Source organism: Amycolatopsis sp. NPDC031561, assembly GCF_055580625.1.
In genome coordinates this window covers 187,921-212,543 of the sequence record NZ_JBVILA010000008.1, presented here as the reverse complement: position 1 = coordinate 212,543, position 24,623 = coordinate 187,921, and the positions used below count along the sequence as shown (strand labels likewise).

The following is a 24,623-nucleotide window of genomic DNA, read 5'->3' as shown; positions in this document are numbered from 1 at the left end:
ACTAAAGGAGAATTCTGTGATCTCGAGCAAGAAGAAGGCCCGGCGCATCCTGGCCGTGGCGGCCGCCGCTGCCGCCACGTTCAGCATGCTCGTGCCGACCGGGACGTCGTTCGCCATCGACCACATCCCCTGCAGGGACGGGGAGAACTTCCTGAAGATCTGGTCGCACCTCGGCGGGAGCAGCAGTGTCGACTGCTACGCCAACCGAGGGAGGATCAGTTTCGGGGGTTGGTGGATCGACCGGATCTACACCGGGAACAACGACCTGATCTATTACGACAGCAATGGCGCTGACGTGAGAATCAATCGGTGGACCGATATCAGTTTCCCGAACCGTCCGCCGAAGGTCCGCGTCATCGAAATCCTCTGAACAAAGCCTCGTGAGTGGTAAGGACGGTTAGAACCGTCCTTACCACTCACGAGTCCCTAAGGTCCGCGATCAGTTCCGCGGCCGCCGCGAACGGGTCGAGCTTGCGCGCGACCACTCGTTCGGCCAGTTCGGCGAGCCGGTCGCCGGAGCGCAGGTCGACGATCTCCGCGCGCAGCCGCTGGACGGCGATCGCCTCGACCTCGTCCCGCGCCCGCGCCGCGCGGCGCCGGGGCAGTTCGGCCCGCTGGACCAGCCAGTCGTGATGTTCGCCCAGCGCGCGGACGACGTCGTCGACACCCTCGCCGCGCGAGGCGACCGTTCGCACGATCGGCTGACGCCAGCTCGGCCCGCGGATCTCCCGGCGCACCAAGGAGATCATCTGTTTGAGGTCGTGGACGGTCGCGTCCGCGCCCTCGCGGTCGGCCTTGTTGACCACGAACACGTCCGCGATCTCCAGCACCCCCGCCTTGGCCGCCTGGATGCCGTCGCCCATCCCGGGCGCGAGCAGGACCACCGTGGTGTCGGCCAGCTTCACGACGTCCACTTCGGACTGCCCGACCCCGACGGTCTCGATCAGCACGACGTCGAACCCGGCCGCGTCGAGTACGCGGACCGCCTGCGGGGTCGCCCACGACAGGCCGCCGAGATGTCCGCGGGTGGCCATCGAACGGATGAAGACGCCGGGATCGGTGGCGTGCTCGGTCATCCGGATCCGGTCGCCGAGCAGGGCACCACCGGAAAACGGCGACGACGGGTCGATCGCCAGCACCCCGACCCGCCGCCCCTGCGCCCGCAGAGCCGTGAGCAGCGCGGACGTCGATGTCGACTTGCCGACACCGGGCGGTCCGGTCAGCCCGATGACGCGCGCGTTGCCGGTGTGCGGCGTCAGCTTCGCCGCGACTTCGGGCAACTGCGGATGCGCGTCCTCGACCAGCGACAGCAACCGGGCGATCGCGCGGGGGACGCCGTCCCGCGCGCGACCGACCAGTTCGTCGATGTCCAGTTGTACCGGCAAGGGCTTTACGGAACGCGGAGCAGCAGCGCGTCGCCCTGGCCGCCGCCGCCACAAAGGGCGGCCGCGCCGAGGCCGCCACCGCGACGACGGAGTTCGTGGATCAGGTGCACGGCGAGGCGCGCGCCGGAAGCGCCGATCGGGTGACCGAGCGCGATGGCGCCACCGTCGACGTTCACCTTGTCGACATCGACACCGAGCTTCTCGCTGGAAACCAGGCCGACGGCCGCGAAGGCCTCGTTGATCTCGATCAGGTCGAGCGCGTCCGCGGTCAGCTTCTCCTTGGCCAGCGCGGCCAGGATCGCGTTCGACGGCTGCTCGTGCAGGCTGGCGTCCGGACCGGAGACCACGCCGTGCGCGCCGATCTCGGCGAGCGGCGTCAAGCCCAGTTCCTCGGCCTTGGCCCGGCTGGCGACGATGACGGCGGCCGCGCCGTCGGAGATCTGCGAGGCCGAACCGGCGGTGATCGTGCCGTCGGAGGCGAACGCCGGGCGCAGCTTCGCGAGGCTTTCCGCGGTGGTGTCGGCGCGGACGCCCTCGTCCTTCGAGAAGACGACCGGGTCGCCCTTGCGCTGCGGGATCGTCACCGGCGCGATCTCGGCGTCGAAGCGGCCCTCCGCGATGGCGGCGGCGGCACGCTGGTGCGAGCGCGCGGAGAACTCGTCCTGCTGCTCGCGGGTGAGGCCGTAGCGGGTGTTGTACTTCTCCGTCGACGCGCCCATCGCGACCTGGTCGAAGGCGCAGAACAGGCCGTCGTAAGCCATGTGGTCGACGAGCGTCGTGTCGCCGTACTTGAAGCCGGCGCGGGATTTCGGCAGCAGATGCGGCGCCTGGGTCATCGACTCCTGGCCGCCCGCCACGATCAGGTCGAACTCGCCCGCGCGGATGAGCTGGTCGGCGAGCGCGATGGCGTCGAGACCGGAAAGGCAGACCTTGTTGATGGTCAGCGCCGGGACGGTCATCGGGATGCCACCGGCGACCGCGGCCTGGCGTGCCGGGATCTGCCCGGCGCCGGCGGTGAGGACCTGGCCCATGATCGTGTACTGGACGGCGTCCGGGGAGACCCCGGCCTGTTCGAGTGCCGCCTTGATCGCGAATCCGCCCAGTTGCGCACCCGAGAAGTCCTTCAGGGAACCGAGCAATCGCCCGATCGGTGTACGGGCGGCACCCAGGATCACGGAACCGGACACGGCGTCCTCCAAGCATCGGCGCAAGGGCAATAGGCGGTCTTCGCGACCATACCCGGGGCGAGGGCCTCTTGATGGAGCCAGTGTGAGGCGGCGCACGCCGGTTCGCCCGCCCGCGGACCTATCCTGCTTTGCATGAACCAGGCGCTGAAACCCTTCGTGACCGCCATCGACCACGTCGGCATCGCGGTACCCGACCTCGACGCCGCGATCGCCTTCCACACCGAGCATTTCGGCCTGGAGGTGGCGCACCAAGAAGTCAACGAAGAGCAGGGCGTCCGCGAAGCGATGCTCCGCGCGCCGGGCACCGCGGGGACCGAGACGGCGATCCAGCTCCTCGCACCGCTTCGCGAGGACTCGGCGATCGGCAAGTTCCTCGCGAAGAGCGGCCCCGGTCTACAGCAGCTGGCGTACCGAGTGTCCGATGTGGACGCGGCCGCCGCGGCGCTGCGTGCGCAGGGACTCCGGTTGCTCTACGACGAGGCGAAGCGCGGCACTTCGAACAGCCGGGTGAACTTCGTGCATCCCAAGGACGCCGGTGGCGTGCTGGTGGAACTGGTCGAGCCCGCGAAAGACGGTCACTGACCGCGTGTCAACGCCTGGGCGATGAAGGCGACCTCGCGATCGATCTCGGCGGGGTCCCCGTCTTCGCTGTGCCGCGCGGTCGCGTGGCGATGGCTGACCGCCCGCGCGAGCAGGCCGGACGCCGAATCGACGTCCGCGACCGCGAGTTCGCCGCCGGTCGCGGCGACGATCACCGCCTTCACCTGACGGACGAGTTGCTGGAACCGTTCACCCAGCGCGTCGCGGACCGCGCGGTGCGTATCGGCCTCGCGCCACAACAGGTGTGACAGCGCCAGGGACCGGTTGAACCGCCTGTCGAGTTCCATGACCAGGCCGCGCAGGCTGCCCGCGAGATCGCCGGGGACCACCACGACGGCCGGTTCGATCCGGGCGTCCGGCAGCTCGGCGACCAGCGCGGCCAGCAGATCCGACTTGCGCCGGAAGTAGTAGTGCACCAGCCCTTTGGGCACCCCGGCCCGCTCGGCGATCCGGGAGGTCGGGGTGGCGTCGAAACCGGATTCGGCGAAAAGCGCCTCCGCGGCCCGCAGAATGCGCTGTTTCGCCGAATCCTCTTTCACGTGGTCTCCTTGCGCGTCAGTGCTGTCCCGCCGTCCTGTGCGTCGCCTGGGCGATCGGCATCGCGGCCGCCCCGGCCACCACGGTCAGGACGCCACCGATCCAGGCGGTCCAGGACGCGCCCATGAAGTCGGCGTATCCCATCACCCAAGGCGAAATGAACAGCAGCGCGCCCAGGATGATCTGGATGCCCTCGCCGTAAACCATGCCAGGCATCGCGAGCGACGCGAGACCGTCGAGGGCGATCAGCGCGCCGAGGACGACGAGCGTCCACATCGCGGTGTTGTCCGTGGTCATCCAGAGGGGTGAAAGCGCGACCACGGCACCGACGGCCACCTCCGCCCAGTCATGGGGACGTGTCCAGGGGCGCGTCGTGGGTTCGTTCATGCGTGCTCACCTCCGAAAATCGGCTGAACCTGCAGGTCGGAGAGATCTCCACCTCCGATGGTCCGCTTGGTTGGCCAGCCGGTCAAGACCGGTCGATAACACTTCGGGATGTGTACGTGCTCCACGTCTCGTACGGTTGTGGACCTGGTTACCCGTGAGTAATTTGAGGCGCCAACGCCGTCCCCCCATTCGCGGAGGTTCCGATGACGCAGCTCGGCGAGATCCAGCAGGCCATTCTGAACGATGATCTCGGCGCCGTGGCGTCGCTCGACGTGCCGGAGGCCTATCGCGGGGTGACCGTGCACAAGGACGAGGCCGACATGTTCCAGGGCCTCGAAAGCCGGGACAAGGACCCGCGCAAGTCGCTGCACGTGGACGAGGTCCCGACCCCGGAACTCGGCCCGGGCGAGGCCTTGGTCGCGGTCATGGCGAGCGCGATCAACTACAACACCGTCTGGACCTCGATCTTCGAGCCGGTCTCGACCTTCAAGTTCCTGGAGCGCTACGGGCGGCTCTCGCCGCTGTCGAAGCGCCACGACCTGCCGTACCACGTCGTCGGCTCGGACCTGTCCGGCGTCGTGCTGCGCACCGGCGTCGGCGTGCACAACTGGAAGCCGGGCGACGAGGTCGTCGCGCACTGCCTCAACGTGGAACTCGAAGGCCCGGACGGGCACAACGACACGATGCTCGACACCGAGCAGCGGATCTGGGGCTTCGAAACGAACTTCGGCGGACTCGCCGAGATCGCGCTGGTCAAGGCGAACCAGCTGATGCCGAAGCCGGATCACCTCACCTGGGAAGAGGCCGCGTCCCCCGGTCTGGTGAATTCCACGGCCTACCGACAGCTCGTTTCGCGCAACGGCGCGGACATGAAGCAGGGCGACGTCGTGCTGATCTGGGGCGCTTCGGGCGGCCTCGGCTCCTACGCGACGCAGTACGCGCTCAACGGCGGCGCGATCCCGGTGTGCGTGGTCTCCAGCCCCGAGAAGGCGGAGATCTGCCGCAAGCTCGGCGCGGAGCTGATCATCGACCGCAACGCCGAGGACTACAAGTTCTGGAAGGACGAGAACAACCAGGACCCGAAGGAGTGGCAGCGGTTCGGCAAGAAGATCCGCGAGCTGACCGGTGGCGAGGACCCGGACATCGTCTTCGAGCACCCGGGCCGTGAGACCTTCGGCGCTTCGGTCTACGCCGCGCGCAAGGGCGGCACGATCGTCACGTGCGCGTCGACGTCCGGGTTCATGCACCAGTACGACAACCGCTATCTGTGGATGAACCTGAAGCGGATCATCGGCAGCCACTTCGCGAACTACCGCGAATCGTGGGAGGCGAACCGGCTGATCGCGAAAGGTCTGATCCACCCGACGCTGTCGAAGACCTACTCGCTGGAAGACACCGGCCAGGCCGCGCTGGACGTGCACCGCAACGCCCACCAGGGCAAGGTCGGCGTGCTCGCCCTTGCGCCGGAAGAAGGTCTGGGCGTCCGCAACCACGAGCTGCGCGAAAAGCACATCGACGGGATCAACGCCTTCCGGAACGTTTAGCGCGCCAGAACGCGCTTTCGCCGCGCGTTGCGTGGGTGCTCACCCTTCCGTGACTCCAGCTCGACTACGGTAGAAGGATGAGCCTTGGCGAGGAACGGGAGCTAGTGCCGCTGGGAGCCGGCTTCGACGTGGCGAAGCGCGGTTACAGCCGTGCGCAGGTCGACGAACATCTCGAACGGCTTGACGCCGATCTGAAGATGCTCACCGCCGATCGCGATGCCGCCATCGGGCAGGCGGGCGACCTGGCACGGCAGCTGGAGACCGCGCGCGGCGAGATCGCGGACCTGCGCGGGCAGGTCGACAGGCTCGCCCAGCCGCCGACGAGCGTCGAAGGCCTTTCCGAGCGCCTGCAGCGCATGTTGCGGCTCGCGCAGGACGAGTCCGCCGACACGAAGGCGCGCGCGGAAGCCGAAGCCGGGCACATTCGCGCCAAGGCGGAGACCGACGCGAGCGCCATGCGGGCCCGCTACGAGCAGCTGCTCAACGAGCTCGACCTCCGCCGCAAGGAGATGGAGGCCGAGCACCGCGGTGTGCTGGAGACCGCGCGCGCCGAGGCGAAGGACATCACCGACAAGGCGAAGGCCGAGCGCGACAAGCTCGACGCCGAGTCGCAGCAGCGCCGCACGCAGGTCGAAGAGGACTTCGAGATCGCGATGGCGTCGCGGCGCACCGAAGCCATGCACGCGCTGGCCGAGCAGGAGGCCTCGAGCAAGGCCGAGGCCGCCCGTCGCGTCCGCGAGGCCACCGAGGACGCCGCCACCATCCGCGCGAAGGTGCTCGAAGAGGAGACAGCGGCCAAGGCCGACATCGAGCGCCGTCAGCGCGAGTCCGTCGCCGACGCCAACAAGCGCAAGCAGGACTCGATCACCGAGGCCAACGCCCGGCTCGCCGAGGCGGCCGACGAGGCACGCCGCCGCGTCCGGCAGGCCACCGAAGAGTCCAACCGGCGGATCACCCAGGCCACCGAACGGGTCGAATCCCTCCGCAAGGTGCGCTCCAGCCTGGCCGAGCAGGTCCGCACCGCGCGGACCGCGCTCGCCGAGGCGACGCACGTCCTCGGCGACGAACCGCACGTCCCGGCGGATCTGAAGGCGAAGCCGTCGCCCGACTCGGAAGCCACCGTGCAGATCCGGACGGCCGATGTGCCGAAGGCCACATCCGGCGCGAAGCCTTCACCTCGACCTGCGGCAGCGCAGAAACCGACTGGCGAGTAACCTTCTCACCCGACCGCCTTCACGACGGCCTGCGGGCCGATCGTCCAGCGGTTATCGTCGCTGCTCGCGCGCATGTGCGAGCCAGAGGAGATCGGTGGAGGTTGCGGATGGCTGCATATCGGACCGTGGTCGTGGGCACGGACGGATCGGATTCCTCGTTCGCCGCGGTCGACCGGGCGGCGGGGGTCGCGGGCGACTCCGGAGCCACCCTGGTCATCGTGTGCGCCTACTACCCCGCCAACAAGGGCGACGTGGAGAAGGCGCAGGACGCCCTCGGTGACGAGGCGTACCAGGTCGTCGGTTCGGCCCCGGCCGAGGACACCCTGCTGTCGGCCCGGGACAGGGCCAGCAAGGCGGGCGCGAAGGCCATCGAGACCACGGCCGTCGTCGGCGACCCCGTCGACGCGCTGCGCAAGGTCGTCTCCGAACGCTCCGCGGACCTGCTGGTGGTCGGCAACCGCGGGCTGAACACGCTCGCCGGCCGCATCCTGGGCTCCGTGCCGTCCGAAGTGGCCCGGAAGTCGGGTGTGGACGTGCTCATCGTTCACACCACGTAATGGCCGATTCCGGCGAGCCCGCGCCCGACGCGCTTCAGCAGCGTCTCGAACGGATCCTGCTCGGCGGCAGACGCAAGTACACCCGGCTCGAAGTCGCCGAGAAGGCGGGCGTTCCCGAAGAGCGTTCTCGGCGGCTTTGGCGTGCGCTGGGCTTCGCCACCGTCGATGACGACGAGGTCGTCTTCACCGACGCCGACATCGAAGCGATCCGCACCGCCGACCAGCTGATGAACTCGGGCCTGATCGACCCGAGCATCGAGCTGGCGGTGACGCGCGCGCTGGGCCAGCACCTTTCGCGGCTCGCGGAATGGCAGGTCCACATGCTGTGGACGATGATCACCGAGAACAAGGACATCGGCACCAGCGAACGCCAGATCGCGCGACTCGTCGACCGGCTGCTGCCCGAACTGGAGCAGGTGCAGAACTTCGTCTGGCGGCGGCACCTCGCGGCCTACGCCGGGCGGGCGTTCGCGTCCCCGGACGAAGACCTCCAGGCAAGGACCGAGGTCGTCGGCTTCGTCGACATGGTCGGCTACACCCGGCTGACCAGGCAGATCGGCGAAGACGAGCTGAGCGCCGTCCTCGACCGGTTCGAATCCGTCGCCACCGAAGTGGTCGCCGAGCACCACGGCCGGATCGTGAAAATGATCGGTGACGAGGTGCTGTTCGTCGCCGATTCCGCCGTCGACGGCGCCGAGATCGCCCTCGCGCTGTCCGAACGCGCCGACGCCGACGAAACCCTGCCCGCCGTCCGCGCAGGGCTGGCGTCGGGCCGGATCCTCTTGCGGTTCGGCGACGTCTACGGCTCGGTCGTGAACCTCGCCGCCCGCCTCACCTCGACCGCGCGGCCGGGCACCATCCTGGTGGACAAGGAACTCGCGACCGAACTCCTGGGGTTCCCGGAGTACGAGGTCCGCACGCGGCGGCCGGTTTCGGTGCGGGGATACAACCGGCTGCGGCCTTCGTCCTTGCGGCGGGCGCAGGAGCAGCCTTCGGGCATGTTCGCGTCTTCGCAGCAGCTGGCCGCGGAGATGCTGGGGCTGACGCCTGGGACCGCCGCTTCGGAGTCTCCTGACGTCGAGAAGCTCGCCGAGGAGATCGAGGACGCCACCGCGGACTCGCTACCGCCTCGGCCTCGCTCGAAGCGACGTCGGCGACGCTGATCGCTTCGCTCGTCGCGGGAGCAGGGGACCTTTGCTATCGCCGCTGCTGTCGCGAGACCTCCAGTGTCATGAAAGGGGCTTTCAGGACACTTTTCGTCCTGAAAGCCCCTTTCATGACATCCGTGAAGATCAGGCGGGCAGCACGGCGTATTGCCTCACGTAGAGGTCGGTGTAGGTGACCGGGCCGCGCGGGCCCGGGACCTTGTCCAGGTTGATGCCGGTCTCGGGGACGGCCAGGAGCTTGAAGCCGTCGAGCAGCCGGGTGGGAGCGTTCCAGAAGACGCCGGTGCCGGTGTACGCGTCGAAGAACGCGTCGGCGGCTTCGCTGCTTTCGGTGGCGATGCCGGCGGCGAGGCCGGAGGTCTGCTCGTTGGCGATCTCGGCCGCTTCGGGCAGGCTCGCGACCTTCGCGACGGTGACGGTCGCTTCGCGGTCGGAGTCGAGCGCCCATTCGTAGCCGATGGCGTGCTCGTGCGGGGCGAGCGACGGCGTGACGCCGCGTTCGGCCAGCGCGCCGGAGATGCCGGGCCAGACGCGGTCGTGGGCGGCCTCGTGGATCAGCAGCAGGTTCAGCCGGTTGCAGACGCCGAGCCTGTCGAGGCTGTTGAAGACCAGCTCGCGCACCTTGTCGGTGTCGGCCGCTTCGTCGATGTACAGCACGCCGCCACCGTCGGCGTGGGCCAGCGTGCGGACGCCGTGGACGGCCGCCTCGGTGGCCAGCGCCCGGGTGCTGTCGCCGCTGCCGCGCAGGATGACCAGCGGCACGAGCGCGGGGAAACGCACCAGCGCGGAAGCCGCTTCGCGCTCGGCGCGCGGCACCAGCTGGATGACGTCCGGGTCGATGCCCGCCTCGGCGAGCGCCGGGGCGATGACGGTCTCGCGCAGGCGCTGGGCCGAGCCGAGCGCGGCGGAGCCCGTGCGGAGCACGCCACCGTTGCGCGACTTCACCAACTGCGAGGCGACGTCGACCGTGACGTTCGGGCGCGCCTCGTAGTTCGCGCCGATCACGCCGACCGGGCGGCGGCGTTCCACCAGCCGCAGCCCTCCGTCCAAAGTGGACACCTCGACGGACCGCTCCTGGTGCGGCGCACCGGCCAGGAGGCGGAGCTGCTCGGCCATGCCGGTCAGCCGCTCGGGCGTGATGGTGAGCCTGTCGAGCAGGCCCGCGCTCATACCGTCCTCGCGCGCCTTGGCGATGTCGGCTTGGTTCGCCTCGAGCACCACATCGGCGTGCTCGACCAGCTTGCCCGCCATGGCGTTCAGCGCGGCGTCGATCGCCTCCGCGGAGGCGGCGGCCAGCGACGGCGCGGCCCGTTTCGCCGATCGAGCGCATTCCTCGACGGCCTTGGCGACCTCGTCCATCTGGTGACTCCCTCCGCGCGGAACGAGCCATCAGTCTGCCGCACCGCCCCGGTCAGGCGACGGTCGGCTCCAGCAGCCACAACCCGCCCGCGAAGAGACAGCTCACCGTCAGCACGGCCATCACCAGCACCCACAGCACCGCGGGCACCCCGGTGAGCCTGCCGAGCTGATCGGCGTCGGAATCCCGCGCCGATCCGCGGCGCCGCTTGATCTGCAGCTCGATCACCGGCCGAACGCCGCCGAACAGCAGGAACCAGGTCAGCAGGTAGACGAAGATCGCCTGGAACCACGACGGCGCCACCAGCGCGACCAAGCCGAGCACCACCGAACTGGTGACCACGGCGAACACGCCGTAGGTGTTGCGCACCATCACCAGGACGCCCAGCAGCATCAGGGCCATCACGATCAGCACGACGGTGATCAGGTCCGACGAGAGCAGCCCGGCGAACACCAGTCCGAGCACCGCGGCCGCCGGGTACCCGGCCAGCGCGGTGAACGCCATCCCTGGCCCCTCCGGTTTGCCACGGGAGACCGTGACCCCGGAGGTGTCCGAGTGCAGTTTGATGCCCTGCAGCCGACGGCCGACCAGGATCGCCGCCAGCGCGTGACCTGCCTCGTGGACGAGCGTGACCAGGTTGCGGGCGATCCGCCAAGGCCTGCCCGAAAGCACCACGAGCAGTGCGAGACCACCGGTGACCAGGGTGATCGTGCCGGGCGGGGTGGACTGGGCGATGTCGGAAACCGTTTCGGCGGGAGACGAGCTCACCGCACCAGCTCACCACAAGCGGGATACGTCCCGTGTCAGGCGGTCATGGAACCTCCGATCTCACGCGTGCGAAACTCCCGGTCGTTGCGCAGGGCGAAGGCCACCCAGCTGCGGAACGGCCGCCACACCGTGGACAGCTCCTCCAGTTCCTCGGGCGGCGCCAGCGGCAGGTCGTACGCGGCCCGCATGGCCTCCTGCAAACGCGGCTCGCCCCCGGGGAAGACGTCCGGATGCCCGGCACCCCGGATCAGGATCAGCTGCGCCGAGAACGGGCCGATCCCCGGCAACCGCTGCAGCCAGCGCAACGCGTCCGGGACCGGCATCGCGCGCAGGTACGCGGCGTCGAGCAGACCGTCCTTGGCGGCGTTGGCCACCGCGCGCAGCCTCTCGGCCTTCATCTCCGGCAGCTCGCGCCCGGCCTCCTGCCCGGCCATGACGTCCGGCGCCGGGAACGACCTGAGGATCTTCCCGCCGACGTCCACCGGCCTGCCGAACTCCTCGGCGAGCCGTCGTTTCGCCACGGCGGCCTGCGCCATGCTCGTCCGGTGGCTCAGGATCGCCCAGCAGGCCGCTTCGTAGGGCGAGTGGAACAGAACGGGCCGCAGCCCGGGGAACGTCTGCTGGAGGCGGCGCACCACCGGATCCGCGGTGCCGATCTTGGCGAAGCCGGTGCCGTCGACGTCCACCGAAAGGATCCGCCGCACCTGGGCGCCGACCTCGACGGCGAGCCCTTCTTCGGCGAAGACCTCCACCTCGATCGAGCCGGGCGATCTCTGTCTGACGGCCGCACCGACGTGCTCCCACCCCGCTTCGGCGGGGAAGGCGAAGCGCAGGGTGCCGGGTTCGGCGGCGGCGTCCGTGCGGCACGCGGGCGGGAAATCGGTCAGGAACCGGATGGACTTGTCGAGGTCGAACGGGCCGCGCACCGGGATGCGCAGCGTGGTCGTGGCGGTGTGCTGGAGGATCGAGCCGGTCATTTCGGGCTCCTTCGGCTGGGGAACGGCGACTCCCTCCGACGTTAGAGACGGCCACCGACAGTTTCGGTTCACGGCGGCGGGAATGTCGCGAACGGGCCGGTCATGGCAGATTCTCGGGTGACCACCGTGAAGGGAGCAGCCATGCCGGACCATCGCGAACGTCTCGAGAGCCTGCTGCGGCCGGGAACCACACCCGCCGGGACCAGGGAAGGTTTTCTCGATCTGCTGGGCGAAATCCCGCAGGCGGGGCCACCGACCGGACTCGCGCAGCGACTGATGCGCACCTCCGCCGTGCCGATGATCTACGAGCGGTACTGGCGCCCGACACTGGGCAGGGTCGCGAAAGGACTGAACGGCCCGAGCATGGCGGACGAGGTCCGCATCGCGGTCGAAGCGCTCGGCCTGCGCCCCGGCCAGGTCGCGCTGGACGTCGCGTGCGGCACCGGCAGGTTCACCCGCGCGTTCGGCGAAGCCGTCGGCCCTGAAGGACTTTCGATCGGGCTCGACGGTTCTGTCACCATGCTGGACAAGGCACTCTCCGCGCCCAACCCGGCTTCGGTGACCTACCTGCGCGCCGACGCCGTCGACCTGCCGCTCGGCGATTCCACTGTGGACGCCGTCTGCTGCTTCGCCGCGCTGCACATGTTCGCCGATCCGGACGCGGCACTGGACTCGTTCGCCCGGGTACTGAAACCCGGCGGCTCGCTGGTGATGCTGACCAGCGCGCGGCACAGCGATCAGCCGATGCGGCTGGCGGACACCTTCCTCGGCAGGCTGAGCGGACAGCGGATGTTCGACCGCGGCGAGATCACACTGAAACTGTTCAGGCGCGGTTTCGACCGGGTGGAGGAGCGGTATTCGGGCGTCACGCAGATCGTCACGGGAGAGCTACCGGTTAACATCCGGAAATGATCCGCTCTGAGCACGCTTCGCCGATTCCTCCCGACGACAGCTACCTCCGTTCGCTGGTCGAGGCGACCGCGGACGCCGTCGCCGCGGCCGAACCCCTCGGCTCGCCGCACGAGGGTGCGGATCCCGCCACCCGGGACGCCGTCGAGGCCGGGGTCCGCGCGCTGACCGCGGAACTGGTGGACCTGAGCCAAGACCTGCACGCTCATCCCGAAGAGGGGTTCGCCGAGCACCGCTCGGTCCTCGCGCTCGGAGATCTACTCAAGCGGCACGGCCACGAGGTGACCATCGGCGCGGGCGGGCTGGACACCGCCTTGGTCGCGAGCACTCCCGGAAGCGGTCCGCACATCGCGGTCCTCTCCGAGTACGACGCCCTCCCCGGGCTGGGCCACGGCTGCGGGCACAACGTCATCTGCACCGCGGGCGCGGGCGGCTTCCTCGGCGCGGCGGCGGTCGCCGAACGGCTGGGCGGCCGGGTCTCGCTGATCGGCACGCCGGCGGAAGAAGGCGGTGGCGGCAAGGAAACTCTGGCCCGCGCTGGTGTTTTCGACGACGTCGACGCCGTGGTCATGCTGCACCCGTTCAGTCACGACATCGCCATGCACCCGTTCCTCGGCAGGCGCCAGCTCGAAATGGTGTTCACCGGCGTCGGCGCGCACGCGTCGGCTCAGCCGTTCATGGGACGCAACGCGCTCGACGCCGCCGTCGCCGCGTACCAGGGTGTCGCGGCGCTTCGGCAGCATCTGCCTTCCAGCGACCGCGTCCACGGCGTCTTCACCGACGGTGGCGCGCGGCCGAACGTCGTTCCCGAGCGCGCGGCGCTGCTGTTCTATCTCCGCTCCGCGCAGCCGGACACGCTGCGCGACCTCGCCGAGCGCGTTTCGGCGATCGCACGCGGCGCGGCGGAGATGACCGGCTGCGGAATCGAACTGCAGTGGGACTCCCAGCCCGCCTACCTGCCGATCCGGTTCAACACCACGCTCGCCGGACGCTGGTCCGTGCATCAGGTCGACGCAGGCCGCAAACCGCTGCCGCCGGGGATCGTGCCCGAGTTCCTCACCGGTTCGACCGATCTCGGCAACCTCTCCTACCGGATGCCCGCGATCCACCCGATGATCGCCATCGCCGGGCCGACGACCGCCTTGCACACCAAGGAGTTCGCGGCCGCCGCCGGTTCGCCGGACGGTGATCGCGCGGTCGTCGACGGCGCGCTGGGGCTGGCGCTGACGGCCGTCGACTATCTGGCCGACGCGGAACTCCGCGCCGCGGTGCACGAGGAGTTCGAAGCTTCGGGCGGCGCACTGGACGTGCCGACGTTCTTCGACTGAGGATTCTCAGCTAATTCTTCTCAGCAAAGCCGAGGGGTTTTCCACAGGCAGTTCACAAGTACGGGCGCGAATCTTGTTCCATGACCGAGAACGAGAGTCGGCCCGGCCCCGCCTCCACCGGTGGGCACCAGCCGCCGCATCAGCAGCAGTACCCCGGTTACACCCCTTGGCAGGCCGCGCCGAATCCGCTCTTCACGCCGCAGCAGGCCCAGGCGCCGACGCCGGTCCCGCCGCCGCGCAAGAAGGGCGGCCGGGTCGCCGTCCTCGTCAGCGCGACGGCACTCGCCGCCGCCCTGATCGGCGGAGTCGGCGGCGCGGCGCTCGTCGGCATCGACTCGGCGTCGTCGGCGTCCGGCACGGGTTCGTCCGCGGTCGCCAACGGGCAACTGGTCGGGAACAACACCTCGGGTGACGTCAGCGGGGTCGCCGCGAAGGTGACGCCGAGCGTCGTCCAGGTGAACGTGACCACCGCGCAGGGTGAGGCCGTCGGCTCCGGCGTCATCCTGACGGCGGACGGGCGCATCCTCACCAACGCGCACGTGGTCGCCGACGCCCAGGGCGACGTGACCGTCACGCTTTCGGACGGCAAGCAGTACAAGGCGAGCGTGGTCGGCGCCGACACGAAGGCCGACATCGCCGTCCTCCAGGCGAAGGACGCGAGTGGGCTGACACCGGCTTCGCTCGGCGACTCGAGCAAGCTCGTCGCCGGCCAGCAGGTCGTGGCGATCGGCTCGCCCGGCGGACTGCAGAACACCGTGACCACCGGGATTGTGAGCGCGCTGAACCGCAAGCTCGACGACCTGAACAGCGGCCAGGACCGGCGATCGCCCTACAGCAGGACCACGAACGAAAGCGGGCCCAGCTACACCGCGATCCAGACCGACGCCCCGATCAACCAGGGCAACTCGGGCGGGGCGCTGGTGGACGCGCAGGGGAACGTCATCGGCATCAACTCGGCGCTGTACAACCCGTCTTCGACCGGCAGCATCGGCATCGGCTTCGCGATCCCCATCAACGACGCGAAGAAGATCGTCGAGCAGATCGTCGGCTGACCCGGCCGTCTGGACCGCTGTCAGGGGGCGGCCCAGCAGGCGATGTCCGTGAAGGCCTCCTTCGGCGAAGGAGGCCTTCACGGATTTTCAGAGTTCGTAGGTGAGAGTAAAGGTGTGGTTGCCTTCGTCGTCCTGGACGATCTCCGCCGTTCCGGTGATGCCCGCCAGGTCACCGTGACCGGAGCCCGGCAAGACGATCAGGTGATGCCCGTTCTCCCCCGCCGAGTGATGCAGAACGAAGCCGCCCTTACGCCCGTCGACGGACACGGAGAGCCGCTCGAAGGCGACGTACGCCGACGACGTCTCGTTCACCGCCGTGAGCATCTCGACGGTGCTGGTGCCTTCGACGCCTCCGACGAAGGTCTTGCCGAGAACCACTCGGGAGAACTCGGTGCCTTCGGCCTTCTCGGTGGCTTGCGGATCCCAGCCGTCCACGGTGAACGACGCTGTCGCGGTGTTGGTCATGAAGCCGAGTCTGCCAGGCATACCTGACAGATTGCGTCAGGTATTTTCACCGCCGCCGGTTCCCGAACAGACCGCGCGTGATCTCCCGTCCCAGCGCGCTCGCCGCCGAGCGGAGGAACGACTTGACCGCCGGGTTCTTCATCGCCTGCTCGACCATCCCGGGCTCCTGTTTTTCCGGTTTCGGAGCCGGAGGCGCTTCAGTTGGAGCCTCACAGGCAGGTGGCGCTGCCACTTTCGCGGCGAGCTTCTCGTAAGCCGACTCACGATCGATCGTCTCGGCGTACTTCGCGTGCAGATCCGAGGACGCCGTTGCCGCAGAGATGGCTTCGGCGCCGATGGACCCCATCTTCGACCGCGGCGCGCGCAGACGGGTCCACGCGACCGGCGTCGGCGCGCCCCGTTCGGAAAGCACGGTGACGATCGCTTCGCCGATGCCGAGCGACGTCAGCGCCGAGTCCAGTTCGTAGTGCTTCGTCTTCGGGTACGTCTTCACCGTTTTCGTCAGCGCCGCCTGGTCTTCGGGGGTGAACGCGCGCAACGCGTGCTGGACCCGCGCGCCCAGTTGCGACAGGACGTTGTTCGGGATGTCCGTCGGGAGCTGGGTGCAGAAGAACACGCCGACACCCTTCGACCGGATCAGCTTCACGGTCTGCTCGATGCGCTCCAGGAACGCCTTCGACGCGTCGTTGAACAGCAGGTGCGCCTCGTCGAAGAAGAACACCAGCTTCGGCTTGTCGAGATCGCCCTCCTCGGGCAGCTCCTCGAACAACTCGGCCAGCAGCCACATGAGGAACGTCGAGAACAGCGCGGGTTTCGACTGGAGGTTGTCCAGCTCCAGCAAGGTCACCATCGCCTTGCCGTCGACCTGGCGCATCAGGTCGTGGACGTCCAGCTCGGGCTCGCCGAAGAAGTCCTCGCCGCCCTGAGCCTCCAGATTGGACAGCGCCCGGAGGATCACCCCGGCCGTCGCGGCCGAGACGCCACCAATGCCTTTGAGGTCCTCCTTGCCCTCGTCACTGGTCAGGTGCGTGATGACCGAGCGGAGGTCCTTCGTGTCCAGCAACGCCAAGCCGCGCTGATCGGCCCAGTGGAAGATCAGGCCGAGCGTCGACTCCTGGGTTTCGTTGAGCCCCAGCACCTTCGACAGCAGGATCGGGCCGAAACTCGTGATCGTCGCCCGGATCGGCGACCCCTTGCCGCCGGTGCCCAGCGACAGGAACTGCACCGGGAACGCCGCGGGCGCCCACTGATCAGCCAGCTCTTCCGCGCGTTTGGCGATCTTGTCGTTGCTCTCGCCCTGCGCGGCGAGCCCGGAGAGGTCGCCCTTCACGTCCGCCAGCACCACCGGCACCCCCGCGGCCGAGAGCTGCTCGGCGATCAGCTGCAAGGTCTTCGTCTTGCCGGTACCGGTCGCGCCCGCGACCAGCCCGTGCCGGTTCAGCGTCGCCAGGGGCAGGCGGACCGCCGCACCGGCGTCGGCCTTGCCGTCGATCACGACGGCGCCGAGCTCGACGGCCGCTCCCTCGCTCATGTAACCCTGCGCGATCTCCTGGGCTGGACCTTGTTCGGCCACTGTCACTCCCTGGTCTGTGATATGGCTCACCTGAGGATGCACACGCTGCCAGCAACGCGCCGAACCCGCACGTCGCACGTCATGAATCCCCGGGTCGGGTTAGGGTTTCGGGGTGAACGACCGCCTAGTCTGGATCGACTGCGAGATGACGGGGCTCGACCTCGGCAAGGACGCGTTGATCGAAATAGCCGCGCTGGTGACCGATGCCGAGCTCAACGTCCTCGGCGAAGGCGTCGACATCGTCATCCACACCGACGACGAGACCCTCGACGGCATGCCCGAGGTGGTCCGTGACATGCACGCCCGCTCCGGCCTCACCGAAGAGGTCCGGCGCTCCACGGTGACTTTGGAGGAGGCAGAGCAGCGCGTCCTCGAGTACATCCGCTCGCACGTGCCCGAGGTCAACGTCGCCCCGCTCGCCGGCAACTCCATCGCCACCGACCGAGGCTTCATCACCCGCGACATGCCCGCCCTCGACGGGCACCTGCACTACCGCATGGTCGACGTGTCTTCGGTGAAGGAACTCGTCCGGCGCTGGTACCCGCGGATCTACTACGCCAAGCCCGAGAAGGGCCTCGCCCACCGCGCGCTCGCCGACATCAAGGAATCCATCGGGGAGCTCGACTACTACCGCCGCGTCGCCTTCGTCCCGCAGCCCGGCCCGACCACCGAACAGGCCAAGGCCGCAGCCGCTGAAGTGCAGGAACGCCACGAACCGTAACCCGTTGCGAGCCCCGGAAACGGGCACGCTAATATAGTGCGGCCGAGGTGATGGGGAAGCTTCCCGAGCCCGGCGATGGTGGGCGTAGCTCAGTTGGTAGAGCACCTGGTTGTGGTCCAGGAGGTCGCGGGTTCGAAACCCGTCGCTCACCCCATTACCCCAGTCTGTTCGGGGCTCTTGCGAGCTCCTCCCGACAGGCTGGGGTTTCGCCTTTTCTTGGGGGCCGAGCCCCCAAACCCCCGCCGGAGGGCTGCGCCCCCGGACCCCCATCGCGTCGGTGCCGTGAGTCTTCCGGTGCGGGGAGTGTGTCGCGTGTAGCCCTGAGCCCTGGAATGCAGAAGGGGTCCCGATAGGACGGGTTCGTCCTATGGGGACCCCTCCGGGTCTGGCGTCAGTTCCGGTCGCCGCCGGTCTTCCAGTCGTCCCACGACATCTGCCACACCGACCAGCCGTCGGTCGGCTCCAGCACCTGCGGGCCCGAGTTGGCGACAGTGATGATGTCGCCCTTCTTCGAAGTGTCCATGAGCCACTTCGCGTTCTCGGTCGACAGATTGATGCAGCCGTGGCTCACGTTCCGCTTGCCCTGCGAACCGACCGACCAGGGCGCCGAGTGGTAGAAGATGCCACTGTTCGACATCCGCACCGCGTACTTCACGAACGTCCGGTAGCCGGCCTTGCTGTCCGACGGGACGCCGTAGGTGCTCGAGTCCATCGTGTACCCGGTGTGCTCGCTCATCACCGTGTAGGTCCCGGCCGGGGTACTGCTCGACGGCTTGCCCATCGAGATCGGCATCTGCTTGACCTCTTGATCGTTCACCACGACCTTCATCTGGTGCGTGCCGCCGTCCGCGGTCGCGACCAGCTTGTCGCCGACGACCACTTTGGCGGGCTTGTCCTCGCGACCGAAGGTGTTGTTGCCGAGGTTCTTGCCGTAGATCGCCGCGTTGACCGAGATCTTGGTGCCCGGCTTGAAGTACTCCTTGGGCCGCCACATCACTGTCTTCTCACCGAACCAGTGGAACGCGCCCTCGGCCTGCGGCTCGGTGACGATCTTCAGCGCCTTCTCGGTCGCCGCCTTGTCCGGCACGTTGCCGGTGAAGCTGAAGATCAGCGGCAGCCCGACGCCGACAGTCTCGCCTTCGACCAGGTTGATCGAGACACCGATCTGCTTGCCCGGCTTGGACGTGGAGAACGTCGAGGTCGCGGTGACCGGCTTGCCGTCGGTCCCGGTCGCGGCCGCGGTGACGGTGTAGGTCTTGCCGTAGCCGAGCGGCTCCGCCGACTCCCAGCCCGAACCGTCTTCCTTCGGCTTGCCCGCGACAACCTTGCCGTCGGCTCCGGCCAGCTTGACCTCGCCCACCTTGCCATCGGCGACGGCGACCGTCACCGGCTCGCCGGGCGCCACGTCCGCCGCACCCTGCGCCGGGGTCAGCGTCATCGCGGCGGGCTTCGGAGCGGGAGCCGCGCTGCTCTGCTGCGAACCATCGGGAGTGCCGCCCGGAGACGGCGATTCACTCGACGGTGTACTGCTGCACGAGGCGAGTGTGAACCCGGCCACCACAGCCACCAACGCCACCCGCGACCGCCCCGTCGCTCCCCAGACCCTCATGCACACCGCCCGTTTCGCGTGGTACCAACCCCAACGTCTGGCTATAGTCTGCCTGACCGGCCGCAACGCCTGCGGCCGGATGGCCGAATACGTCCCCGCGACGCCCACGGCGGCCTAAGGGGACCCCCCCTGAAACGGGCCCCAGCAACCCTGTGTTAATGTTTTCCACGTCGCCAAGGGGAGCACCAAAGCGGCGGAACAAGCAGGCGCCATTAGCTCAATTGGCAGAGCAGCTGGCTCTTAACCAGCGGGTTCGGGGTTCGAGTCCCTGATGGCGCACAGCAAGAATTCAAAGTCCACCGACGACATCCCGTAAATTCAGGGATGTCGTCGGTGGACTTTGTTGATGTGTGAGCCCGAGGTGGGGCCACCGTGAGCCCGTTCGAGTGCTCCTCCGCGATGAATGAGGTGCGGACCTCGGCCGCTGCCCTGACTTCGATGGTGTAGACCGCGAGCGGCCCGTGACCTGCAAATCTTCTAGCCCCGTTCGTAGCCGGCGCGACGAACCAGGCTCGCGGTCGCTTCGGCGCTCGCACGCGCGAGAGACGAAAGCACGCTGGTGTACGTGTCGGCCGTCAGGATGATGCTCGCGTGACCCAGCAGTGCCTGGACCTTCTTGAGGTCATTTCCCGCAGCCAGCGACAGTGTTGCCGCGCCGTGCCGGAGGTCGTGGAACCGTACCGGCGGTAACCCAGACTTGGTGACCAACTGTCTGAACGCTAGATCTTCACGCATGAGAATGGGCAGCACTGGAGCCCGAGTTACGTATCGACCGGCTTCGCGAACTCGGGGACCCAGCGAAGACGTCCAAACCATCCCCGGTGTCGGCCGCATCGCGAACTGTCACGACGACCAGAGCATCCCGTTCAGCCGGTATGAACCGGCGGCCCAGGGCTGAGGATGACCGTGTAACGCACTCTCACGAAGCTGCGACTTCTGCTGTGATCAGGAACAGCGGAGGGTAGTGGTATGGGGTACAGATTCAATCCGCCACCGAACTGGCCGGCTGTCCCCTCCGGATGGACGCCTCCGCCTGGCTGGCAGCCACCAGCCGACTGGCCCGCGCCACCGCAGTTCTGGCAACTGTGGACACTTGATCCCGAGCCGCAGCAGCAAATGGCACCCTTCCAAGCAGCGCCCGGTCCCGCAGCACCGGGCAAGGCTGGGCTGTTCGGCGCCCGGAAACGGGTTCGAGAACTCGAAGCCGAGCTCGGCACGGAAACAACCAAGTTCCTACAGACAGCATCTCAGCTTCGGGAAGTCACCGCACGCAACGCTGCGTTGAGTGCGCAAATAGTAGATCTCGAGGCCAAGTGCACCGAACTCAGAGGCAAGGACGTGCTGGAAGCTGAGCGAGAAATCCGGCAGATGCGCCAGACTATCGCCGAACTCGGGCAAGAGGCGCGGCAACAACAACACGCACAGGCACAGAGTCGTAAGGACGGCGAGGCACAACTGGCCACGGTTCGACGGCAGATCGACGAAGCAGCCGTGAAGCTCAAGTCACTGCACGACCAAGTGGTCGAGACCGAAGAGATCACGCTGCTCCAGGAGGCCGGAATCTACGAGTTCCGGCACCGGCTGGCCGACGCCGTCGCCTACAAGGCCGCCCTGCAGCGTCTCAAGGATTCCATCAAGATCTCCGCAAAGAACAACCATGCGATCACCGCGACCACAGACTGGACCGTGAACGGTTCCAAAGTCGAAGGCCAGCGCATGGTGAGAGACTTTTCCAAGCTCATGCTGCGCGCCTACAACGCCGAGGCAGACAACTGCGTGAGATCCATGCGCCCCTACCGTCTTGACTCGGCCAAAGACCGTCTGACCAAGACCCGTGAGGTCATCTCGCGCCTCGGCAAAACCATGAACATCAACATCTCCCCCAGCTATCACAGGCTGCGCCGCGAAGAACTCGAACTCACCGCCGACCACCTCGCAAAGGTCGAAGAGGACAAGGAACGCATCCGAGCCGAACGGGAGCGGCAACGGGACGAGCAGCAGGCTCAACGAGAGTTCGAACGTGAAAAAGCCAAGCTGACCAAAGAAGAGGCGCACTGGCGGGGCGTTTTGCAGAAGTGGGTCTCGTCCGGTGACGAGCAGCAGGCCGAGGCGGCACGGGCGAAGCTGGACGAGATCGGTGACGCAATCAGAGGGGTCGAGGAGCGCGAAGCGAACATTCGCACTGGATGGGTCTACGTGATCTCCAATGTCGGATCTTTCGGTGACAGTGTCGTCAAGGTCGGATTGACCCGGCGGCTCGATCCACTCGAACGCGTTCGTGAACTCGGCGACGCCTCGGTCCCGTTCAGGTTCGACGTCCACGCCAAGATTTTCGACGCCGATGCCGTGAGCCTGGAAACGCGCCTACATCAGCACCTCGCCGATCGGCGCGTCAACCGGGTCAATCTCAGGCGCGAGTTCTTCTACGCCACTCCAGCCGAGATCCTCACTATCCTCGAAGACATGGGCCTGAAGGACAATCTCCTCGACTACGTCGAAGAGCCGGAAGCACAGGAATGGCGCTCCAGCCAGCAGTTGGCCCACGGCACATAAGCCCGGGCACTCTCGGCAGAAACGGATTTGAGGTGGACCAGTGGACCTCATGGACTACGATGAGGCCATCTCCTGGCTGAGTGAATCGACGAAATCCAAGGGCAGAGCGTCGCCTACCCGGCTGATACTGGGAAACGGGTTCAGCATCGCGTTCGACCCCGCCAGGTTCTCATACTCGGCTTTGCGATCCCATGCCGAGGCGCAAGGCATGCTCAGCCCTACTGCCCAGCACCTCTTCCAGAAGCTGGATACTCAGGACTTCGAGATTGTCATCAAGACGCTCGAGGACGCCGCTATCGGGCTTTACGCGCTCGATGCAACGAAGTACTCGGCGGAAGCCGCGACACTTGACGAGGAAGCCTCGAAGCTCAAGGATGCCCTGGCTCACATCCTCGCGGCGCTTCACCCAGGGCGGCCGTACGAGATCGACGCCGAAGTCTACTTACGAGTCCGCAGGTTCCTGGAAAAGTTTGACCGTATCTACACCGCGAACTACGACCTCTTGCTCTACTGGACTCTCATGCAAGACTTTCCCGAGGAAAACCTGCAGGCAAGGCGGGCGGACGACGGCTTTCGAGATCCCGGGGAGGCTACCGACTACGTCTTGTGGAACCACCTGGATCCCCACTCACAGAACGTATTTTACCTCCACGGAGCTCTCCATCTGTACCGCAGCGAGGATGGCTTGAAGAAGCTGACCTGGCGCCGGACCAACGAACCGCTGATCGACCAGATCCGCGCCCAACTGGAGGCCGACTCGTTCCCCCTGTACGTGGCAGAAGGGACGAGCCGCGAGAAGCTGACCCGCATCGGCACAAGTGACTATCTCGGTCACGCGCTTCGGTCACTCGCGGCGATCGGCGGTGGTTTGCTGTCGTATGGAATGTCATTCAGCAAAAACGACACGCACATCATGGACGCCATCGTTCACTCGAAGATCACCCGAATAGCCGTATCCCTCTTCGGTAACGTCGACTCGCCGTCAAACGAAGCGACGATCAAAGCGGTGCAGGAAATGCGATCGCGCCGAGCGACGTCGTATGCGAAAACAGGCTTGGAGATCGCCTTCTTCGACGCGCAAGCCGTCCGTCTGTGGAACTGATCGGCCTTCGCGAGACACCAATCGCCGTCAGACGTCGATGTTGATGTAGAGGTCAAGGCGCCTACAGGGAGTCAGACGCGACACTGAAGTCTGGGCGCAGGCTGCTCAACTTGCCGTGGTTGATCACGGTCAGTGGTCGATGACCGTACATCATGAACAAGTTTAGTGGGCTGCGCACCGATGCCACACCCTTAGAGGGAGGCACTGTGGCCCGACCGTATCTCCCGTCGTCGTTACGGTGTCGATCCCGCTGGATCAGGCGACACAACCTGGCACAGGCGAGCCCGAGACGCGCCCGAGAGGTCTGAAACAGTCCGACACCAGGCGACATATCCCGACATCGCGGATGCACCACGACCAGACGAAAAGGTCTTGTCCGGCATCACTCGACACCGTCCGACACGCCCAGGTGCCGACTCTTAACCAGCGGGTTCGGGGTTCGAGTCCCTGATGGCGCACAGTAAGAATCAAAGCCCACCGACGATTTTCCTGTAGTTTCAGGAGTGTCGTCGGTGGGCTTTGTCGTCGTATGGGTCCGCTCGATGATGGCTTCAGGTCACCCTGCCTACTTCAGGTCGCCGATCGTCGCCGTGGTTCGGCAGGACGACTCACTCGAGTGGCCCAGTACGGCAGCGCCTCAACGGGCACTCACAGCGACCGTTGAAAGGACAGCCCCATGAAGGTCCTGGTAGTAGGCGGAACCGGCTTCATCGGACATCACATCGTGCGTGAACTCCTGGCACGCGGGCACGACGTCACGGTCTTGGTACGCACGCCGCCCGCGGACCTCCCCGCCGCGGTGACAGTCCAGCTCGGCGACCTCGCCGATCTGTCCGACGAGCGACTCGACACTGCCGTTGCCGGACACAAGGGCATCGTCGTCGCTTCGGCCGCCGCCGTCGCCGCACCGCGCGGCGCCGACATCGCCGCGTTCTTCCATGACACCAACGTCGCACCCGTCGCCAGGTTGCTCGCCGCCGGATGCCGGGCGCAGTGCGACCGCGCTGTCATCCTCGGCAGTTTCTACGCCACCCTGCAGCGCGAACAGCCGGCACTCCGCCTGGCCGAATTCAGCCCGTACATCGCCAGCAGAATCGAGCAGGCCGAGCGCGCACGCGCCGCGGTCGACGCCGAAACCTCCGTGGCCGTTCTCGAACTCCCCTACGTCGCAGGCACGACTCCAGGTCGGCAATCGCCTCTCGAACCCATGCTGCACAGCATGTCCGTCGGTAACGCGGACATTCTCGCCTACCCCGGCACCACCGCCGTCGTCACTGTCGCCCAGGTCGCGCGAGCAGCCGTCGCGGCGCTGGACCGTCGAGCCGACGGCAACTATCCGGTCGTCACCACGAACCTCCCGTGGGCAGACCTCTTCACCCGCCTCGCGACCGCGGCCGGCCGCCCTCCGAAACGCATCTGGAAACTCCACCCACGCGTCATCGAACTTCTGCTCCGCCGGGAAGGAATCCGCCAGCGCCGCCACGGATTCACCCTCGGTTTCGACCCGGCACAATGGAGTGCCCTGCACTCGACCGCCATGGTCCTCGACCCGGACATCGCCCGCACCGAACTCGGCGTCGAGCCCGACGACCTCGGTAAGGCCCTCCAAGACGTCGCACCGCCATCATGAGC

At 67.4% G+C, this 24,623-nt stretch carries 24 protein-coding genes and 2 tRNA genes; 15 read left to right on the top strand and 11 right to left on the bottom strand.

The genetic code is table 11. The features are described from left to right. The first annotated feature begins 16 nt into the window (after nucleotides 1-16). Nucleotides 17-370, top strand: coding sequence for a beta/gamma crystallin domain-containing protein (locus ACZ5IK_RS19400; RefSeq protein WP_465488906.1), 354 nt, complete (start codon nucleotides 17-19; stop codon nucleotides 368-370). Between the two features lie 46 nt (nucleotides 371-416). Here the strand turns inward: ACZ5IK_RS19400 and meaB are convergent, their stop codons facing one another. Then, nucleotides 417-1,385, bottom strand: coding sequence for a methylmalonyl Co-A mutase-associated GTPase MeaB (meaB, locus tag ACZ5IK_RS19395; protein WP_465488905.1), 969 nt, complete (start codon nucleotides 1,383-1,385; stop codon nucleotides 417-419). Nucleotides 1,386-1,390: 5 nt separating this feature from the next. Then, nucleotides 1,391-2,572 carry an acetyl-CoA C-acetyltransferase gene (locus ACZ5IK_RS19390; RefSeq protein ID WP_465488904.1) on the bottom strand — a complete coding sequence of 394 codons (1,182 nt, stop codon included), beginning with the start codon at nucleotides 2,570-2,572 and terminating at the stop codon, nucleotides 1,391-1,393. Nucleotides 2,573-2,704: 132 nt separating this feature from the next. On the opposite strand from ACZ5IK_RS19390, the gene mce reads away from it, so the two are divergent. Beyond that, entirely contained in the window at nucleotides 2,705-3,154 is a 450-nt protein-coding gene (gene mce, locus ACZ5IK_RS19385; protein ID WP_101610072.1) for a methylmalonyl-CoA epimerase, read from the top strand. Here the strand turns inward: mce and ACZ5IK_RS19380 are convergent. Both ACZ5IK_RS19380 and ACZ5IK_RS19375 read right to left on the bottom strand, forming a co-directional pair. Continuing rightward, nucleotides 3,148-3,711 carry a TetR/AcrR family transcriptional regulator gene (locus tag ACZ5IK_RS19380; protein ID WP_465488903.1) on the bottom strand — a complete coding sequence of 188 codons (564 nt, stop codon included), beginning with the start codon at nucleotides 3,709-3,711 and terminating at the stop codon, nucleotides 3,148-3,150. The genes mce and ACZ5IK_RS19380 overlap by 7 nt on opposite strands. Nucleotides 3,712-3,727: 16 nt before the next feature. Beyond that, nucleotides 3,728-4,096, bottom strand: a complete 369-nt coding sequence (locus ACZ5IK_RS19375) for an SPW repeat protein (RefSeq protein ID WP_465488902.1) — start codon at nucleotides 4,094-4,096, stop codon at nucleotides 3,728-3,730. Nucleotides 4,097-4,299: 203 nt separating this feature from the next. On the opposite strand from ACZ5IK_RS19375, the gene ccrA reads away from it, so the two are divergent. The 4 genes from ccrA to ACZ5IK_RS19355 all read left to right on the top strand — a co-directional run bounded on the left by ccrA (nucleotide 4,300) and on the right by ACZ5IK_RS19355 (nucleotide 8,574). After that, nucleotides 4,300-5,640 (top strand): crotonyl-CoA carboxylase/reductase, encoded by a 1,341-nt coding sequence (ccrA, locus tag ACZ5IK_RS19370; protein WP_465488901.1) that lies wholly within the window; start codon nucleotides 4,300-4,302, stop codon nucleotides 5,638-5,640. A 104-nt stretch (nucleotides 5,641-5,744) separates the two neighbouring features. Further along, complete coding sequence (locus tag ACZ5IK_RS19365) at nucleotides 5,745-6,854, top strand: chromosome segregation protein (protein ID WP_465488987.1); 1,110 nt, start codon at nucleotides 5,745-5,747, stop codon at nucleotides 6,852-6,854. Nucleotides 6,855-6,961: 107 nt separating this feature from the next. Beyond that, nucleotides 6,962-7,411, top strand: a complete 450-nt coding sequence (locus ACZ5IK_RS19360) for a universal stress protein (protein ID WP_465488900.1) — start codon at nucleotides 6,962-6,964, stop codon at nucleotides 7,409-7,411. Beyond that, nucleotides 7,411-8,574, top strand: coding sequence for an adenylate/guanylate cyclase domain-containing protein (locus tag ACZ5IK_RS19355; protein ID WP_465488899.1), 1,164 nt, complete (start codon nucleotides 7,411-7,413; stop codon nucleotides 8,572-8,574). The genes ACZ5IK_RS19360 and ACZ5IK_RS19355 overlap by 1 nt, the downstream gene beginning before the upstream one ends. Before the next feature lie 129 nt (nucleotides 8,575-8,703). On the opposite strand, the gene ACZ5IK_RS19350 is transcribed toward ACZ5IK_RS19355, so the two are convergent. The 3 genes from ACZ5IK_RS19350 to ACZ5IK_RS19340 are packed head-to-tail and all read right to left on the bottom strand — an operon-like array spanning nucleotide 8,704 to nucleotide 11,679. Then, entirely contained in the window at nucleotides 8,704-9,936 is a 1,233-nt protein-coding gene (locus ACZ5IK_RS19350; protein WP_465488898.1) for an aldehyde dehydrogenase family protein, read from the bottom strand. 52 nt (nucleotides 9,937-9,988) lie between these two features. Beyond that, a complete protein-coding gene (locus ACZ5IK_RS19345; RefSeq protein ID WP_101610080.1) occupies nucleotides 9,989-10,702 on the bottom strand; it encodes a M50 family metallopeptidase in 714 nt (237 codons plus the stop codon). 35 nt (nucleotides 10,703-10,737) lie between these two features. After that, nucleotides 10,738-11,679, bottom strand: coding sequence for a DNA-3-methyladenine glycosylase family protein (locus tag ACZ5IK_RS19340; protein ID WP_465488897.1), 942 nt, complete (start codon nucleotides 11,677-11,679; stop codon nucleotides 10,738-10,740). A gap of 141 nt (nucleotides 11,680-11,820) precedes the next feature. Between ACZ5IK_RS19340 and ACZ5IK_RS19335 the strand changes: the two genes are divergently transcribed. From ACZ5IK_RS19335 to ACZ5IK_RS19325, 3 genes are all read left to right on the top strand, one after another. Next, entirely contained in the window at nucleotides 11,821-12,591 is a 771-nt protein-coding gene (locus ACZ5IK_RS19335) for a class I SAM-dependent methyltransferase (RefSeq protein WP_465488896.1), read from the top strand. Then, a complete protein-coding gene (locus ACZ5IK_RS19330) occupies nucleotides 12,588-13,916 on the top strand; it encodes a M20 family metallopeptidase (RefSeq protein WP_465488895.1) in 1,329 nt (442 codons plus the stop codon). Before ACZ5IK_RS19335 ends, ACZ5IK_RS19330 begins: the two co-directional genes overlap by 4 nt. 80 nt (nucleotides 13,917-13,996) lie before the next feature. Then, nucleotides 13,997-14,968, top strand: coding sequence for a trypsin-like peptidase domain-containing protein (locus ACZ5IK_RS19325; RefSeq protein WP_465488894.1), 972 nt, complete (start codon nucleotides 13,997-13,999; stop codon nucleotides 14,966-14,968). Between the two features lie 87 nt (nucleotides 14,969-15,055). On the opposite strand, the gene ACZ5IK_RS19320 is transcribed toward ACZ5IK_RS19325, so the two are convergent. Both ACZ5IK_RS19320 and ACZ5IK_RS19315 read right to left on the bottom strand, forming a co-directional pair. Then, nucleotides 15,056-15,433 carry a DUF3224 domain-containing protein gene (locus tag ACZ5IK_RS19320; RefSeq protein WP_465488893.1) on the bottom strand — a complete coding sequence of 126 codons (378 nt, stop codon included), beginning with the start codon at nucleotides 15,431-15,433 and terminating at the stop codon, nucleotides 15,056-15,058. A gap of 46 nt (nucleotides 15,434-15,479) precedes the next feature. Beyond that, a complete protein-coding gene (locus ACZ5IK_RS19315) occupies nucleotides 15,480-17,006 on the bottom strand; it encodes a helicase HerA-like domain-containing protein (protein ID WP_465488892.1) in 1,527 nt (508 codons plus the stop codon). Between the two features lie 112 nt (nucleotides 17,007-17,118). Here ACZ5IK_RS19315 and orn point away from each other — a divergent pair, with 112 nt between their 5' ends. Then, nucleotides 17,119-17,727 (top strand): oligoribonuclease, encoded by a 609-nt coding sequence (orn, locus tag ACZ5IK_RS19310; protein ID WP_465488891.1) that lies wholly within the window; start codon nucleotides 17,119-17,121, stop codon nucleotides 17,725-17,727. Nucleotides 17,728-17,805: 78 nt separating this feature from the next. Next, nucleotides 17,806-17,881 (top strand) — tRNA-His (locus tag ACZ5IK_RS19305). 237 nt (nucleotides 17,882-18,118) lie between these two features. On the opposite strand, the gene ACZ5IK_RS19300 is transcribed toward ACZ5IK_RS19305, so the two are convergent. Next, nucleotides 18,119-19,336 carry a L,D-transpeptidase gene (locus ACZ5IK_RS19300; RefSeq protein WP_465488890.1) on the bottom strand — a complete coding sequence of 406 codons (1,218 nt, stop codon included), beginning with the start codon at nucleotides 19,334-19,336 and terminating at the stop codon, nucleotides 18,119-18,121. Between the two features lie 206 nt (nucleotides 19,337-19,542). Here ACZ5IK_RS19300 and ACZ5IK_RS19295 point away from each other — a divergent pair. Beyond that, nucleotides 19,543-19,615 (top strand) — tRNA-Lys (locus ACZ5IK_RS19295). A 198-nt stretch (nucleotides 19,616-19,813) separates the two neighbouring features. On the opposite strand, the gene ACZ5IK_RS19290 is transcribed toward ACZ5IK_RS19295, so the two are convergent. Further along, nucleotides 19,814-20,044, bottom strand: a complete 231-nt coding sequence (locus ACZ5IK_RS19290; protein WP_465488889.1) for a tyrosine-type recombinase/integrase — start codon at nucleotides 20,042-20,044, stop codon at nucleotides 19,814-19,816. Between the two features lie 261 nt (nucleotides 20,045-20,305). On the opposite strand from ACZ5IK_RS19290, the gene ACZ5IK_RS19285 reads away from it, so the two are divergent. From ACZ5IK_RS19285 to ACZ5IK_RS19275, 3 genes are all read left to right on the top strand, one after another. Then, entirely contained in the window at nucleotides 20,306-21,889 is a 1,584-nt protein-coding gene (locus ACZ5IK_RS19285; protein ID WP_465488888.1) for an SNIPE associated domain-containing protein, read from the top strand. Between the two features lie 49 nt (nucleotides 21,890-21,938). Beyond that, complete coding sequence (locus tag ACZ5IK_RS19280; protein ID WP_465488986.1) at nucleotides 21,939-22,991, top strand: DUF4917 family protein; 1,053 nt, start codon at nucleotides 21,939-21,941, stop codon at nucleotides 22,989-22,991. Nucleotides 22,992-23,667: 676 nt separating this feature from the next. Then, nucleotides 23,668-24,621 carry an NAD-dependent epimerase/dehydratase family protein gene (locus ACZ5IK_RS19275; protein WP_465488887.1) on the top strand — a complete coding sequence of 318 codons (954 nt, stop codon included), beginning with the start codon at nucleotides 23,668-23,670 and terminating at the stop codon, nucleotides 24,619-24,621. The last annotated feature ends 2 nt before the right edge of the window (nucleotides 24,622-24,623 follow it).